10 protein-coding genes and 1 pseudogene are annotated in these 13228 nt (G+C 42.2%); 9 read left to right on the top strand and 2 right to left on the bottom strand.

The window, feature by feature from the left end:
• Nucleotides 1–401 precede the first annotated feature (401 nt).
• Nucleotides 402–1154 (bottom strand): hypothetical protein, encoded by a 753-nt coding sequence (locus ABEW73_RS29370; protein ID WP_430171569.1) that lies wholly within the window; start codon nt 1152–1154, stop codon nt 402–404.
• Between the two features lie 317 nt (nt 1155–1471).
• Here ABEW73_RS29370 and ABEW73_RS29365 point away from each other — a divergent pair, with 317 nt between their 5' ends.
• Nucleotides 1472–2674 carry a sensor histidine kinase gene (locus tag ABEW73_RS29365; protein ID WP_430171571.1) on the top strand — a complete coding sequence of 401 codons (1203 nt, stop codon included), beginning with the start codon at nt 1472–1474 and terminating at the stop codon, nt 2672–2674.
• 3 nt (nt 2675–2677) lie between these two features.
• Nucleotides 2678–4390, top strand: a complete 1713-nt coding sequence (locus ABEW73_RS29360; RefSeq protein ID WP_430171573.1) for a response regulator transcription factor — start codon at nt 2678–2680, stop codon at nt 4388–4390.
• Between the two features lie 270 nt (nt 4391–4660).
• Here the strand turns inward: ABEW73_RS29360 and ABEW73_RS29355 are convergent, their stop codons facing one another.
• A complete protein-coding gene (locus ABEW73_RS29355) occupies nt 4661–5530 on the bottom strand; it encodes an AraC family transcriptional regulator (RefSeq protein WP_430171575.1) in 870 nt (289 codons plus the stop codon).
• A 160-nt stretch (nt 5531–5690) separates the two neighbouring features.
• Here ABEW73_RS29355 and ABEW73_RS29350 point away from each other — a divergent pair, with 160 nt between their 5' ends.
• The 7 genes and pseudogenes from ABEW73_RS29350 to ABEW73_RS29320 all read left to right on the top strand — a co-directional run bounded on the left by ABEW73_RS29350 (nt 5691) and on the right by ABEW73_RS29320 (nt 13223).
• Nucleotides 5691–6851 (top strand): Gfo/Idh/MocA family protein, encoded by a 1161-nt coding sequence (locus tag ABEW73_RS29350; RefSeq protein WP_430171577.1) that lies wholly within the window; start codon nt 5691–5693, stop codon nt 6849–6851.
• A 21-nt stretch (nt 6852–6872) separates the two neighbouring features.
• A pseudogene (locus ABEW73_RS29345) lies at nt 6873–7609 on the top strand (Gfo/Idh/MocA family protein).
• 488 nt (nt 7610–8097) lie between these two features.
• Nucleotides 8098–9495: a catalase gene (locus tag ABEW73_RS29340; protein WP_430171579.1), complete on the top strand. Its 1398-nt coding sequence runs from the start codon at nt 8098–8100 to the stop codon at nt 9493–9495.
• Nucleotides 9496–10027: 532 nt separating this feature from the next.
• Complete coding sequence (locus ABEW73_RS29335) at nt 10028–10855, top strand: copper amine oxidase N-terminal domain-containing protein (protein ID WP_430171580.1); 828 nt, start codon at nt 10028–10030, stop codon at nt 10853–10855.
• 239 nt (nt 10856–11094) lie between these two features.
• Complete coding sequence (locus ABEW73_RS29330; protein WP_430206412.1) at nt 11095–11334, top strand: DUF2992 family protein; 240 nt, start codon at nt 11095–11097, stop codon at nt 11332–11334.
• A gap of 301 nt (nt 11335–11635) precedes the next feature.
• The gene (locus tag ABEW73_RS29325; RefSeq protein WP_194542786.1) at nt 11636–11815 is read left to right on the top strand and encodes a hypothetical protein; all 180 of its coding nucleotides are present in this window, start codon (nt 11636–11638) and stop codon (nt 11813–11815) included.
• Between the two features lie 391 nt (nt 11816–12206).
• Nucleotides 12207–13223, top strand: coding sequence for a phosphotransferase enzyme family protein (locus ABEW73_RS29320; RefSeq protein ID WP_430171582.1), 1017 nt, complete (start codon nt 12207–12209; stop codon nt 13221–13223).
• Nucleotides 13224–13228: the final 5 nt, after the last annotated feature.

Here is a 13228-nt window from a genome sequence, read left to right as displayed (position 1 = left end):
CCCGGGGTGTGCTTTTTCGACGATACTGTCGGGAGACATTATGTGCTGACTTTATTGCTGAAAAAAAGATATGGCACTTAGTCTAGCGATGTGGGATATATCTCTGGGCAAGGGAGTTGACGACCTCACCGATAATGGATATATGCCTCAGATCTCTAAGATGCTGGACTGAGGAGATCAGTAGCTCATCATCATCCATGAGAACAATTATATCAATTGTTTTCAAAAATAGAGGGAGAAAGCACTGTCAGATAGTGTTTCGCCAGATTCCTTTCTAATGCAATCCGTCGTAAAAAAGGACGCCATTTAAAATGGCGCCTTTTTATTAACTTATTGTGCTTTCGTTTCGGCTGTTAATTAGAATACACCATGCGTATAATTAACAGATACTACAATTGCTCTTAGCCAACTGGAATATAATTCTTTAGAGTGTGCATCTTTTGTATAGTCAAGACAAGGACTTTCAAAGGGCCTGTGGCCGTAATATAAAATGGTAATGCAATTTTTGAATTAATCGCACTTCGAGGTTGTATTCCACCATTATTCAAAGGATTATCATTAGCTCCAAGCCTTCTTTCTTCCCTGATTATGGCTTCATGCTCAGCAGCTGAATCAAAAGTATATCCGAGTGTCTCAAGTTTGTCGAAATTATAAACAAACTCATTTCCTAAAATGTATTCCACTCCATTTAATTTACCAACAGCAAATGTTTGATACCTAACTCCATTGTAGAAAAACTCATTTTCGTTTTGAACATTATAATCTAACCCGATATAAAAATATTTAATATCTTGATATAACCCTCTATCGATATCACTAAAATAGGGTTGAATTTCATTTATGTCCTTTTCGGATATTTCTTTAATTTCTGATATTTCAATAGAATCGACCGAAAGAATACCGGTACGGTTTTTTTGTTGTTCTTCACCTGGGAAATCTGTTAACCGGTTATCAGGAGAATATAAATTAACGTAGCTATCCCAATCCTTATCACTAATAGAGTTAACATATTTTTTTATTACTTCTGGTATGGGACTTTTTACAAATTGATCTGAATTTGAGGCATGAATTTCAGAATTGGTGCCTATGATGCCAACAAAAGTAAAAAGAAAAGCTGCTAAGGCCATTACATGTAGTTTCTTGAATTGAAACAAGATCAACACTCCTTTTAAATTTGAATGTTTGGGAAGATTACATATACTATGCTCATTTCCTATAATTTCGAATACATTAAATAACAACCAAAATAAGTAGAAAGTTATGTGGCTGTAACAAATTTTTCTCTCTGTATTACAGTGCCATAGGAAGTAAAACCATGAAACAGGGTTCTAACAAACTGCTTGTAGAGCAGCTTAGTGTAATCCTCCAGTCGACTTTTTAAATGAGTTTGTTGATTTGAAAACCAAAAGGATGATCAGAAGTTGTATATCATATGTGTTTCGCCAGATTCCTCCACGAACAGAAGAGGCTCTTGACTCAAAACGATGCCCATAGATGCATTCCAATTGGAGCTTGGCATGATTATTTTGATACGTTTCAGATAGACAACGTCCTCAGCGGATCCTTTTTAATTGATCTCACGCACGATATCATCATTAGCGGCAAAGGCAACGATGCAAATGTTCGCTTACAAGATTTGGCGGGAAACTACCATGAACTTAAGAGCGGGAACGTCACATACAGCAACATAAACGGTCAGAAAATGTATGTGGTGTCTGTCAAATCGGATTATTTGAATATGCTCTTACTGCGTTATTTTCCCCAAGAGCTCATCTTTGTGCCGTTACGGGATTTTTATATCTGGCTGTGGGTATTCACCGGTGCAGGCGTAATGATTATGTTGTTTTACTCTATCTACACCTATAACTTAATTCACAAGCCCATGCGTAAGCTTGTCGGATCGTACGGACACGTCGAGAGCGGAAATTTTAACGTCTCGATCCACGTAAACAGCAAAAACGAGTTCGGTTATCTTTATCAAGGCTTTAATTCCATGGTACAGAACGTATCTGCTTTTATCGAGCAGGTATACAAGCAGAAAGTTCTAAACCAGAGAGCGGAGCTAAAGCAATTGCAATCGCAAATTAGTCCGCATTTTTTATATAACAGTTTGTTTTTGATTAACACGATGGCCAAACTAGGGGACGATAATTTAACCCCATTTACTAAGCTGCTAGGTGATTATTTTCAGTTTATTACAAGAAATGCTTCGGATTTTTTGCCGCTGCGTGAGGAAGTGGAGCACGCACGGACCTATAGCGAGATCCAGTTCATGCGTTTTCCAAGCCGGTTGACGATCCAATTTGAAGATCTTCCGGATGAGGTCAAGGAAATACAGGTGCCTAGATTGATTCTTCAACCGATTCTTGAAAATGCATTCAAATATGCTGTGGAACAAACCAAAGTCAAAGGCTTGATCACAATGCGCTTTCAGCAGGACGACCACGCATTGCGTATTATCGTAGAGGACAACGGAACGGATCTGTCGGAGTTCAAATTATCCGCGCTCCAAAAGCTCCTTTACGATACGTCCAATATCGAGACCTCAGGTCTGATTAACATTCATCGCCGGCTTCGCTTGATATATGGTGACGAACACGGCCTGATTTTGGAACGAAGCGCGATGGGCGGCTTGAAGGTGACGCTGCAACTTGACCCGAAAGCGAGTGTGTAAGGGATGTACAGACTCCTGATTGTCGATAACGAAGAGATCATAGTGAATCATCTTTATGAAATTTTTCGAGGTTTTGATCATTTGGATCTCGATGTCTATAAAGCCTACGGTGGAGAAGAAGCCATCGAGTGGCTCAACCGAACAAGAATTGATATCGTGTTGACCGATATCGATATGCCGCATATTGACGGTCTGCAGCTAATGGAAGAGATTTTCCGAAGCTGGCCTCAGTGCAGAGTTATTTTTTTGACAGGGCACAGTGAATTCAGATATGTATACAAAGCGATTCAGTATCAGGATGTCAGCTATATTCTGAAGACCGAGAATATCGACAAAGTGATTCAGGTGGTCGAAGAGACCGTATCAAAAATCCGCCAGGAAATCAAAACGGAAGATCTGATCCGGGAGGCCAAAGAGCAAATAAACATAGCGCTGAATTTGTTTCAAGAAGATTATCTTCTAGGCATGTTAAAAGGCAGCCGCGGGTTACAAGCCAGCCAATCACAGTTCGAAGAATTGTCGATCCCGCTGAATGTAAAGTGGCCGGTTGCCCTGGTCGTGGGCAAGATCGATAAATTCCCCGACTCTACCGGTTATATGCAGAAGATGCAGCAAATCTATGCCGTACGTCAAATCATGCACAGGTACTTAGCCACCCGTGTCAATTTTGTGATTGTGCTGGATGATAGTCGCAGATTCGTGATTTTTATTCAGCCTAAGGAGTCGTTGTCCGCTACCGGTACTGAGAGTGCGGAGACGATCCTGCAGACGTTCAATAAAACAGTGTCGTTCCTTAAAGGAATATTGGAGGTCATCCAGTCGGCATGCCAGGAAAATATCGGACTTGCGATCAGCTTTACAATCGGCAGCCAAGCGGATGGGTGGGAATCGGTTTCCGACAAGTATCACTCTCTCCACCACTTGCTTAATTACCGGATCGGACTCGAAAATACAGTTCTTCTTATCGATGATGTGGTTCATGATGAATCCGATGAGACAGGCAATGTTCAGGGTTTGAAGGAAGAGGATCCCGAAGGAGAAAGGCTTGCGCGGGTGCTTAAGTCCAACGATCTCTCGCTTATCGAGCAGTATCTGGAGGCAGGACAAAGGAGTAAGTATTTTGAAGCCTTGGAGCTGCTTCCTGGTCCTATCAGAGACGTTCGCACGAAAAATAATGCTTTTGCCCAGGAAATTTATTACACTGTGTCCTTGTATTTGATGTCCTATATCAATCGATGGGCACTCAATGAGAAGATTGAAGCTCAGTTGGGTCAAAACAGACTGATGCGGATCGATTTTTTTGACAGCTGGAGCGAAGCTTCCTTCTATTTAACGGAGTTATCGTCTGTGTTGTTCGACATGCAAAAAGTAGAGCAGAAAAAACGCGCGGATCATATCATCGATTTTTTGCAGGAATTCATTCGGAATCATTTGGATGAAGAGCTGTCGTTGGTGCGATTGGCGGAACAAGTATATTTGAATCCGTCATATTTATCCCGCATCTACAAACAGGAAACCGGAAACAATTTGACGGAATTTATCGACTCCACCCGTCTGATGCAGGCCAAGCGTTTACTTAAAAACGAGAATCTCCGAATCGGTGAAGTTGCCCGACGTGTGGGCTACGAAACCGCCTCCTCCTTTACTCGTTTCTTTAAAAAGGCTACTGGTTGTTCACCGCAGGAGTACAAGGAAAAACATATGATTCAACCCTAAGAGATCATGACATAAAGGATACCATGATGAAGAACTTATTCATTTTTGGCTTTTAATAAATCGGAGACACACCCGAGAATCGAAGCCTTCATGGTATCGTTCACGAAAAGAGGGAAAAACCCGCGAAAATGCTCCGATAACGTTGAGTGATGCTCCGGTGCTTTTTTAGCTTTATTCGTCACTTTATGAGTGTTACTATCTTTGATCATGCTTGACACAACCTTCCTTCTTTTATAAGGTACATATAATTATCAGGCGCATTCCCGCTATTTAAGTACTCGTCCATTTTTTTCGATATTGATGCGGCGTGATTCCCATTTGCGACTTAAACAATTTGCAAAAATAAGAGCTATTCGTTAATCCGATCTCCTCCGCAATAAGGGAAATCGGTTTTTTTGTAGTCGCTAGGAGCTGTATGGATTGATGAATCCTTCGGGCTGCTATGTATTCCGTGATGCTGATCCCTGTCGCTTCTTTAAAGAGATGTGATAAATGGTAGGGAGATAGATGCAGCGACTTCGCCATGTCGTCCAATCGGAAAGGAATCGTATAATTCGTCTCAATCCAGGTTAAGATGTGCTCCACCCGATGATTTTTACGGGTTTGGTAAGTTAAACTCCGTTCTTTCCGCTTATCCCAGATTGGTTTCAAGGAGCGAAAAAGTGCGACAAGAAACAGCGAAATTTCTTCATATTTTTCCGTGTCGGATAGCGTCGGGAATCGATCGTTCATGCTCTTGTATGCACCGTCCAGGTAAGGGTCGTCGACCTCATATAAACAAGGGAAAGGAAGATTGCCTAGATAAATAAAGTTGTAAAATTCATGGAGAGCGGGCCACTGTTTAAAATAAGCCTCAAACACCGTCGGTTCAAAAATCGCAATCGAACGTTCGAAGCATTGATGATCATCGTATTCAAGCTTTAGGTGGTGGAGTTGACAGGGCTGAAATATACAAAGCATGCCCGGTTTAATCTCATAGCTGTTGTTGTTAACGATCATGGTTCCCCTTCCTTGATGAATGAACAACACTTCAAGACCAAGATGGGAATGGAAAGTCTCTTTATGCTCGTAATTTTCGCTTTTACGTCTATAGGCAAAGTACAAGGGAGAGATACTGTAGTTGCTTGCAACGAATGACAACTTGTTTGCCTCCTTCTACCTCGTCTTCGTACATGCATTGAATATACCATACAATCCGCAATCTAGCGTTATTTTTCCCCCATAGCAAAACACATTTACAAGTTTGCACCGCATATAATTTTTTATATAAAAAATAAAGTTGGGAGGTAAAAAATAACGTATGTTAAAGGTTGCGATTATAGGTACGGGTGCAATTTCGCCCAGTCATATCGAAGCATATCTGCAGTTTAAGGACCGCTGTAAAATTGTTGCCTTATGCGATCTTTATCCAGAGAAAGCTGAAGTAAGGCGGGAGCAGTACGGACTGGAAGCTAAAATCGCACACGATTATAAGGAACTGCTTCAAGACGGAATCGATCTCGTGTCCATTTGTATGCCTCCGTACGTTCATGCGCAGGTTGCGGTCGATTTCCTGAACGCAGGAAGCCATGTCATTGTTGAGAAACCTATGGCAGCGTCGCTTAAGGAGTGTGATGACATGATCGAAGCGGCACGAATTAACGGCAAGGTGTTGTCCGTGATCGCCCAGAATCGATTCAGAAATCCGATTATGAAGCTGAAACAAGTGCTGGATAGCGGTCTGGCCGGCAAGATTCTGCATGCCCAAGTGGATTCTTTTTGGTGGCGGGGCCATAGTTATTACGACTTATGGTGGCGCGGCACTTGGGAGAAAGAGGGGGGAGGCCCTACGCTGAATCATGCCGTACATCATATCGACGGATTGCTGTGGATGCTTGGTCGTCCTAGCCACGTACAAGCCTACATGGCTAATGTCGCGCATGACAATGCCGAGGTTGAGGATTTATCCATCGCGATGATGAAATATCCGAATGGAGCTTTGGGACAACTTACCAGCTCGGTCGTCCACCACGGAGAAGAACAGCAATACATCTTCCAAGGACAGTATGCACGGATTTCTGCCCCGTGGCGGGTAACGGCTTCCACTTCCTTGCCGAACGGATTCCCTGATCGCGATTTGGAACTAGAAGAAAAAATCCAGAAATACTATGACGAATTGCCGGATTTGCCGTACGAAGGTCATACTGGTCAGATCGACAATGTGCTGAGCGCGATCGAGCATGGAACGCCGGTGCTCATCGACGGAGAAGACGGCCGCAGCACGCTAGAGTTGATCATGAGCATCTACAAATCCGCAAGCATGGGAGAGAACGTGCAACTCCCGCTACAAAAGAATGATCCCTTCTATACGCAAGAGGGTGCTCAACTAAACGTTCCTTATTTTTACCAAAAGGGCAAGAGCATTGAGAATTTTGAGGATGGGAAGATCACGACAGGAAGCAATTATGGCGAAAAAAAATGATATGGGCGGAGGATTATCATGATGCAGAAAAGCGACGGAATGAACTATGCCCCGAAGGGGAAGCCCAGTCCGGTGGTGAAGCCGGGTGAATTTATCATCGCCGCTGTTGCGCTCGACTATGGACATATTTACGGTATGGTGAACGGGTTGATTGAAGCGGGAGCAACGTTAAAGTGGGTATATGACCGCGACCCCGACAAAGCTGAGGCATTCGCGCGGACCTTTCCTCAAGTTAAAATAGCTTCATCGGAAGACGAGATATTCTCCGATCCGGAAGTTCTCCTGGTTGCAGGCGCTGCTGTTACATCGGAACGCTGCGCGCTCGGTCTTAGGGCCATGGATGCAGGTAAAGATTATTTTACGGATAAAGCGCCGTTTACGACGCTTACGCAACTGGAATCGGCTCGAGCAAAAGTTCGCGAATCCGGAAGAAAGTATATGGTGTACTACAGCGAAAGGCTGCATGTGGAATCGGCGGTTTATGCCGGACAGCTTACCCAGCAAGGCGCGATTGGCCGAGTAGTCCAAGTGACAGGGTTCGGTCCGCACCGCCTGAATGCACCAGCGATCATGTTTATCTAGTCAACAAAGAAGGAGAGTATCATTTTCAAGTGTCCGGCAAGGTTGGACATCCCTTCTTCGGCGAACTGATTCTCGACTGCTTGAATCGAACCGAGAACGCCATGACCCAAGCGCACGCTTTTATGGCGGCAGAACTGTATCTGAAAGCGCAGCAGAAAGCTATGCGGATAACGTAGTGGATATAAGAATGTAGATTGAATAAGTGATTATCAGGGGATCATCAGGGTCCTCTATGGTTTCTCTAAAGCAGGGCCTAGGCGGAAAGAGCTTAGACCTCTTTTTTTATGATCCCGATTACAAGGAGGAGCCAGAAAAATGAGCCTTAAGGGAAACATGCAAGTGATGAGGAAACTAGCAACCGATCGGGGAGGCAAGTGTCTTTCTGGTACTTATATTAATAGTCAGTCAAACGCATTATCTGTGGGAGTGTAAATATGACCATCAAATAAAATTCTTTAAATAAAAATTGGGGAGAAACAAAACTATGGAAGCTGGAAGCATCTGCATTTTCACATTTCAAGACTATGTGTTTATATGATTTCTCTCCTATGTGATGGAATGCACATTTACTCATTTCGATTCAATATACAATTTGACTTGCTGTCATACCCGTACATAGCCATGCATATATATCCCCGAGAATGTAGGTATGGGAGGTGGATGAATGGACGGTAACAAAGCTAACAATCAGGCAAACGATCGAGGCTGGCATAGAGGCAATGCTCAATCACAATGGAGTGCTATGCAGTCGCCGGAACACCATTCGCAGACGGTGGGGGAACGGGGACCGATTCTGGAACAGGACAGCATGCTGCATGAAACACTTGAAACCTTTGTCCACGAAAAGATATTAGAGCGTCCGGTCCACGTGAAGGGGTTTGGTGCCATGGGTTATTTTGAAACCCTTCACTCGATGGCCGCCTATACGAACCTGTGCTTCTTGCAGCAGCCGGGACAACGGGTACCCGTTACAGTTCGTTTCTCACTTGCGGTCAGCAACAAAGGGACACCAGATACATCCCGCAACGTGCGTGGATTCTCGACGAAATTTTATACCGAGCATGGCGTATTCGACCTGCTCTGTAATCATATCCCTGTGTTCCTCGTTCGAGACCCGATCCGGTTCCCTGAGTCAATTCATGCTTTCCTGCCATCACCAGTTAACAATCTCATCGATCCGAATCGATTCTGGGGTTTCATTGCTACAGCGCCAGAGGCAACCCATTTCGTCGTACGTCTCTACTCGGACGAAGGGACGGTCAAGAGCTTCCGCCATACGCCAGGACACAGTGTTAACACCTATGTTTGGAAAAATGCACAGAACGTCCGCTTCTACGTCAAATATCGCTGGATTCCGTTGGCTGGAGAGCAATATATCGATGCGCAAGAAGCAGCTCGTTTGGCCTGCGAGAACCCGGATTATTCGGGTAAAGATCTGTATGACACGATTGCCAAAGGCACACCAGTCCAATATGGGCTGTATGTGCAGTTGATGAACCCAGAGGATGAGGCGATGCTGTCGTTCGATCCGCTGGATGACACGAAAGTGTGGGATGTGCATCAATTCCCTCCGCTGCCAGTTGGTCGACTCGTATTGGATAAGAACCCTACTGATTATCAGGAGCAGATCGAGAAGTTGGCATTCTCCCCGTCAAATCTTCTGGATGGTGCCGAATTGTCCGATGATAAAATGCTGCAAGGTCGCAGCAATATTTATTGGGATTCGCAGCGGCATCGCCTTGGAACGGATTTCCGCAAAATTCCGATTAACCATCAAGCAAACTGGTCACCGACTGAACAGATAACGAGCGGAGCAGGTCGCTATGTTGCCGGCCGGCTCGTTCGGTCTGATATTCCGAAGGCCGATAATTTCACGCAAGCGGGACAATTCTATAAATCGCTCACACAAGTTCAGCAGGATCATCTTGTTCAGAACCTCGCTGATGACTTATCGGCGGCTTCTCATGAGATTCAGAGGGTAGTGTTAGGATATTTATTCCAGGCAGATGCAGCATTAGCCGAGAGGGTTGCACGTCAGATAGCCACACCGAAGAAGGGATGATTCACGCAATTACATGAAGGAGAATGAGGTCAACCAATCCATTCGGTTGGCCTTTTTTGGATCATGGGAAGATACAAGCTTATAATCCAACCATGCTGGTTTTCACTAAGGAAAATAATTTTGTGGCTGTCTATACTAAAGGCGACACTTAAAAACATTTCTTAAAGAAAACAATCTATACAATTCAGAATTATTTTTAGGTGACACTCCATTGCACTAACGGGACATGTTAGTGTAAGTGCAATTTAACACAAGGAGAGCAAGATAAGCGATTGGCTGTTTTTTATCCGCAATTTAATTCAATTGGTCAATGAATATTTAACTGGGTTAAAGAAGTTAAAAGGATACGGGTGAAGCCAGAGACGTTTTGATATATATCCAATTAATATTCGATAGCTCTTTCATTAAGCTAACGGGCAGTTTAGTTTAGTAAGACTCAAGAAATTCCTCAAGAATCTATACTATTTGAGGATAACCTCACGCTTTTTGCGTCTATACATATAAGGACTGTAAAATATAGGAGGTTTTAGTGATGAAGAAATTGGTATTATTTTCTTTTGCTGTTCTATGTTCTTCGCTTTTGTTACTTCCAACCAATGAGGCAGCCGCAGCAGTAAAAAGTCCAAAAGGAACACAAGTTGTTGTGAATAATCATGACTTAGATTCAAAAGATATTCTCATTATGAACAATCAGGTGTTTTTTAGTCTGACTTCACTCAAAGGTTTAGGTGGCTTAACGTTTGCCTGGAATAATACTACTAAGCAAGTGACAGTCAAGGGGAGCGACACAAACTTGCAGTTGACTATGAATAATAAAGTAGCACAAAAAAATGGAACTTCAGTTTCATTAAGTACTGCTCCATTTATTCAAAACGGTAAAACAATGATTCCCTTACGTTTTGTTGCAGAAGCGTTGGACGGTTCAGTAACTTGGAATCAAAAGACCCAAACGGCGTTTGTTTCAAAACCAAGCACGAAACTGCTGACCGACGTTAAGAGTAGTGCATTAAGCACAGCCAGAAATGCTGCAATCAATCTTCCTAGAGTTTCACAGCTCACGGAGGACTTTGAACCAATTATGGAAGCATCCAGTCTTCAATATTATTTTCCGGAAAACACCAATGACCGATTCATCGAGGTCAATAATAATGTAATCCGCTATTATAAAATTACGAAGAACACAGCTTACCTGAAGTGGCAAGCTTTCATTAGCGAAAAGACCACTACGCATGATAACCTTTATTTCATTAACCGCTCCTTTACAAAAGAGAACGGCTCCCTACCAAATTTTATAGATACGACATTTGCCAACTTTCGCTGGATGCCTCATATTACTTCTACTGGATGGTTTAATCACTAAGGAGAATTGGAATGACGTTGTTTTTAAACAAGCCGAACTGCCTCAAATTAATCTAGAAGAAAACTATATTATTGTTGATATTCCAGAAGAAAAATAATTAGAAGTTGTCATAAAAAGGAGTTTGCAGTTGACACAATTATTATCGTAACGCCGCATGTCGGTATCGGTCCTTTTCGGCTAGGGATGTACAGGGAAGAGGTGGGGCGGACTTTCAGTCCGGTCGCACAGGGTTAGCTCTAGTGTCAGTGCTTACCGTATTGTTTGCTGAGTACTGGATTGGTGTGACTGAGCAAGAAGAACAGGGACGTCTAAAAGCTTGTCGTCATATTTTTGGTAACGAGCCAAAGGATCCGGGGATATCGTTAGCGAAAAAAAAGATGGAATTGATGAACCTTACGAAGGTAGGAACGGATGCGCATCGAAGTAAAAACACTCGAGTAAATCCGAAAAGACTAGCTCCCAGGCGTCTAAAGAGATAGGGGCAAATAGTCAAAAACCCAGTAGCGTCTTTAGATGAAGCAGGTGGGACTGACCCATAGCGTTTGAGACAAATTAAAAAAACCTTCAAGAGATGCAACTATGTCATAAGAGATGGAACAATTTTGGGAGGTGTTTTTGCGTTGGCAACAAGCGTCAGTTATCCAGTAGAATTGAAAAAGAAAGCTATTGAAATGAGGTTGGATGGCATAGTAAAGGTCTGAATATACATCAGAGCTCTAGAAGGTACAGGCGGAAATTTTAGTTTAAGTAGGATAAGTTTTATAAGGAGTTGGGATCAGCATGAATTACTATAAAGGAGCAGTACCTGGATCAGATAACTTCATTTACTTTAAAAGCGAAGTCAAATTGAAGGAAAGTGATGTTGTTGTTTTAGATGATAAGAAGTACTTCATTGAGAGTATTGATAATGGATTGTTGATTCTTCAGAGGGTTGGGTCAATTATATCAGTAAGTGTCTAAACAGGCAAAAAGCTACGGTTGTCTGAAGCCAGAGACGTCTAATAATAAAGGAGTTCGTAAATTCGGAGAAAAGGAAGTATAAACTGTCCTTAAGCTTTTTTATGTAGAAAGGATCCCAAGAGGTCTAGGGACAAGAACTGTCGAGGGACAAAACATGATCTCATATTAAGTCGCTAATTTAGCGGCTTTTTTGTTTTATCGGTACAAGTTCTTGTTAACGGGCAGGATAATTCAATGCTCATATGGAATATAAAGGTAATCGATTAAAGGAAGATTTGCGTGCTTTTTCAATTTACCGAAGACGCTAGTATCAAAGTAGACGGGATGAACGGTTACAGAGGGAAGAGTGAGAAAGAAGCGAAAATGTGTTGAATGAAAGAAGGTATAGAAAATGATTCGAGAAATTGAACAGCAATTCAATGAAGAGATCCTTACCGAAGCAATAAAGCGATATGACCTTAATAAAGACACTGTTCGTTCATTGGGCGGTTATGAAAGCTTTGTTTATGAATACCAGAAAAACAACACATTTTTCATATTAAAAATCTCACATACAATTAGAAGATCAAGAAATAATATACGGGGTGAACTTGAATTTTTAAATTTTTTGTCGAATAAAGGACTGGCAGTTTCAAATGCTGTTCCATCGACCAGAGGTAATATGGTTGAAGAAATTGCTGCAGAAAATGGTTCGTTCCTAGCCATTTCATACGAAATGGCTCTTGGAAAAGAAGTGTCGGACGAGTATTGGAATGAATCGCTTTACGAAAAATGGGGCGAATTTATGGGGAAAATCCATCATGCCACAAAGGGTTATGAATGGAGTAATCCGGCGTTTAAACGACAAGCCTGGGACCAAGAAGTTCAATTAAAGGCGGAGAAGTACCTGCGACCTGATGATGTAATGATTTCAATTCTAAAAGAAAGATTAACAAAACTTACTTCTCTGCCCAAGTCCAAAGATACATACGGTTTGATTCATAGTGACTTTAGTCAAAGTAATTTTTATCTGCATAACGGCGACATTTATTTGTTCGATTTCGATGATTGCAGCTATACGTATTTCGTAAACGATATTGGGATTACATTGTGTTATGCACTTTTTTTTCCGTATAAGGAATTTGAAACTAAAACGGAATATTATAGATTGTTTTTCCGCCATTTTATAAAAGGATATCTAAAGGAAAATACAATCCAAGAAGAAGAAATAGAATATTTACAAGAGTCTATTAAACTTCGTTATGTATTGCAGTATATTTATTTTTATCAAGCAAACGATGTGTCAAATTTGGATGAAGAATCATTGAACAGGTTAAAAGAGCTTCAACGAGTAGCCGCTTCTGATGATCCTATGCTGCCGATTGACTTTGTTCAAGAATTTAAAAGCATTTATAATAGTATTCATTAACCTGA

The organism is Paenibacillus lautus, from assembly GCF_050482385.1.
GTDB classification, from domain to species: Bacteria; Bacillota; Bacilli; order Paenibacillales; family Paenibacillaceae; genus Paenibacillus_AQ; species Paenibacillus_AQ lautus_B.
This window is presented reverse-complemented; position numbering and strand designations above follow the sequence as displayed.

What these genes read in the sequence shown, in the direction of transcription:
- ABEW73_RS29360 (WP_430171573.1), top strand. Translation starts at nt 2,678, where the DNA reads ATGTACAGACTCCTGATTGTCGATAACGAAGAGATCATAGTGAATCAT.
- ABEW73_RS29350 (WP_430171577.1), top strand. Translation starts at nt 5,691, where the DNA reads ATGTTAAAGGTTGCGATTATAGGTACGGGTGCAATTTCGCCCAGTCAT.
- ABEW73_RS29340 (WP_430171579.1), top strand. Translation starts at nt 8,098, where the DNA reads ATGGACGGTAACAAAGCTAACAATCAGGCAAACGATCGAGGCTGGCAT.
- ABEW73_RS29335 (WP_430171580.1), top strand. Translation starts at nt 10,028, where the DNA reads ATGAAGAAATTGGTATTATTTTCTTTTGCTGTTCTATGTTCTTCGCTT.
- ABEW73_RS29325 (WP_194542786.1), top strand. Translation starts at nt 11,636, where the DNA reads ATGAATTACTATAAAGGAGCAGTACCTGGATCAGATAACTTCATTTAC.
- ABEW73_RS29320 (WP_430171582.1), top strand. Translation starts at nt 12,207, where the DNA reads ATGATTCGAGAAATTGAACAGCAATTCAATGAAGAGATCCTTACCGAA.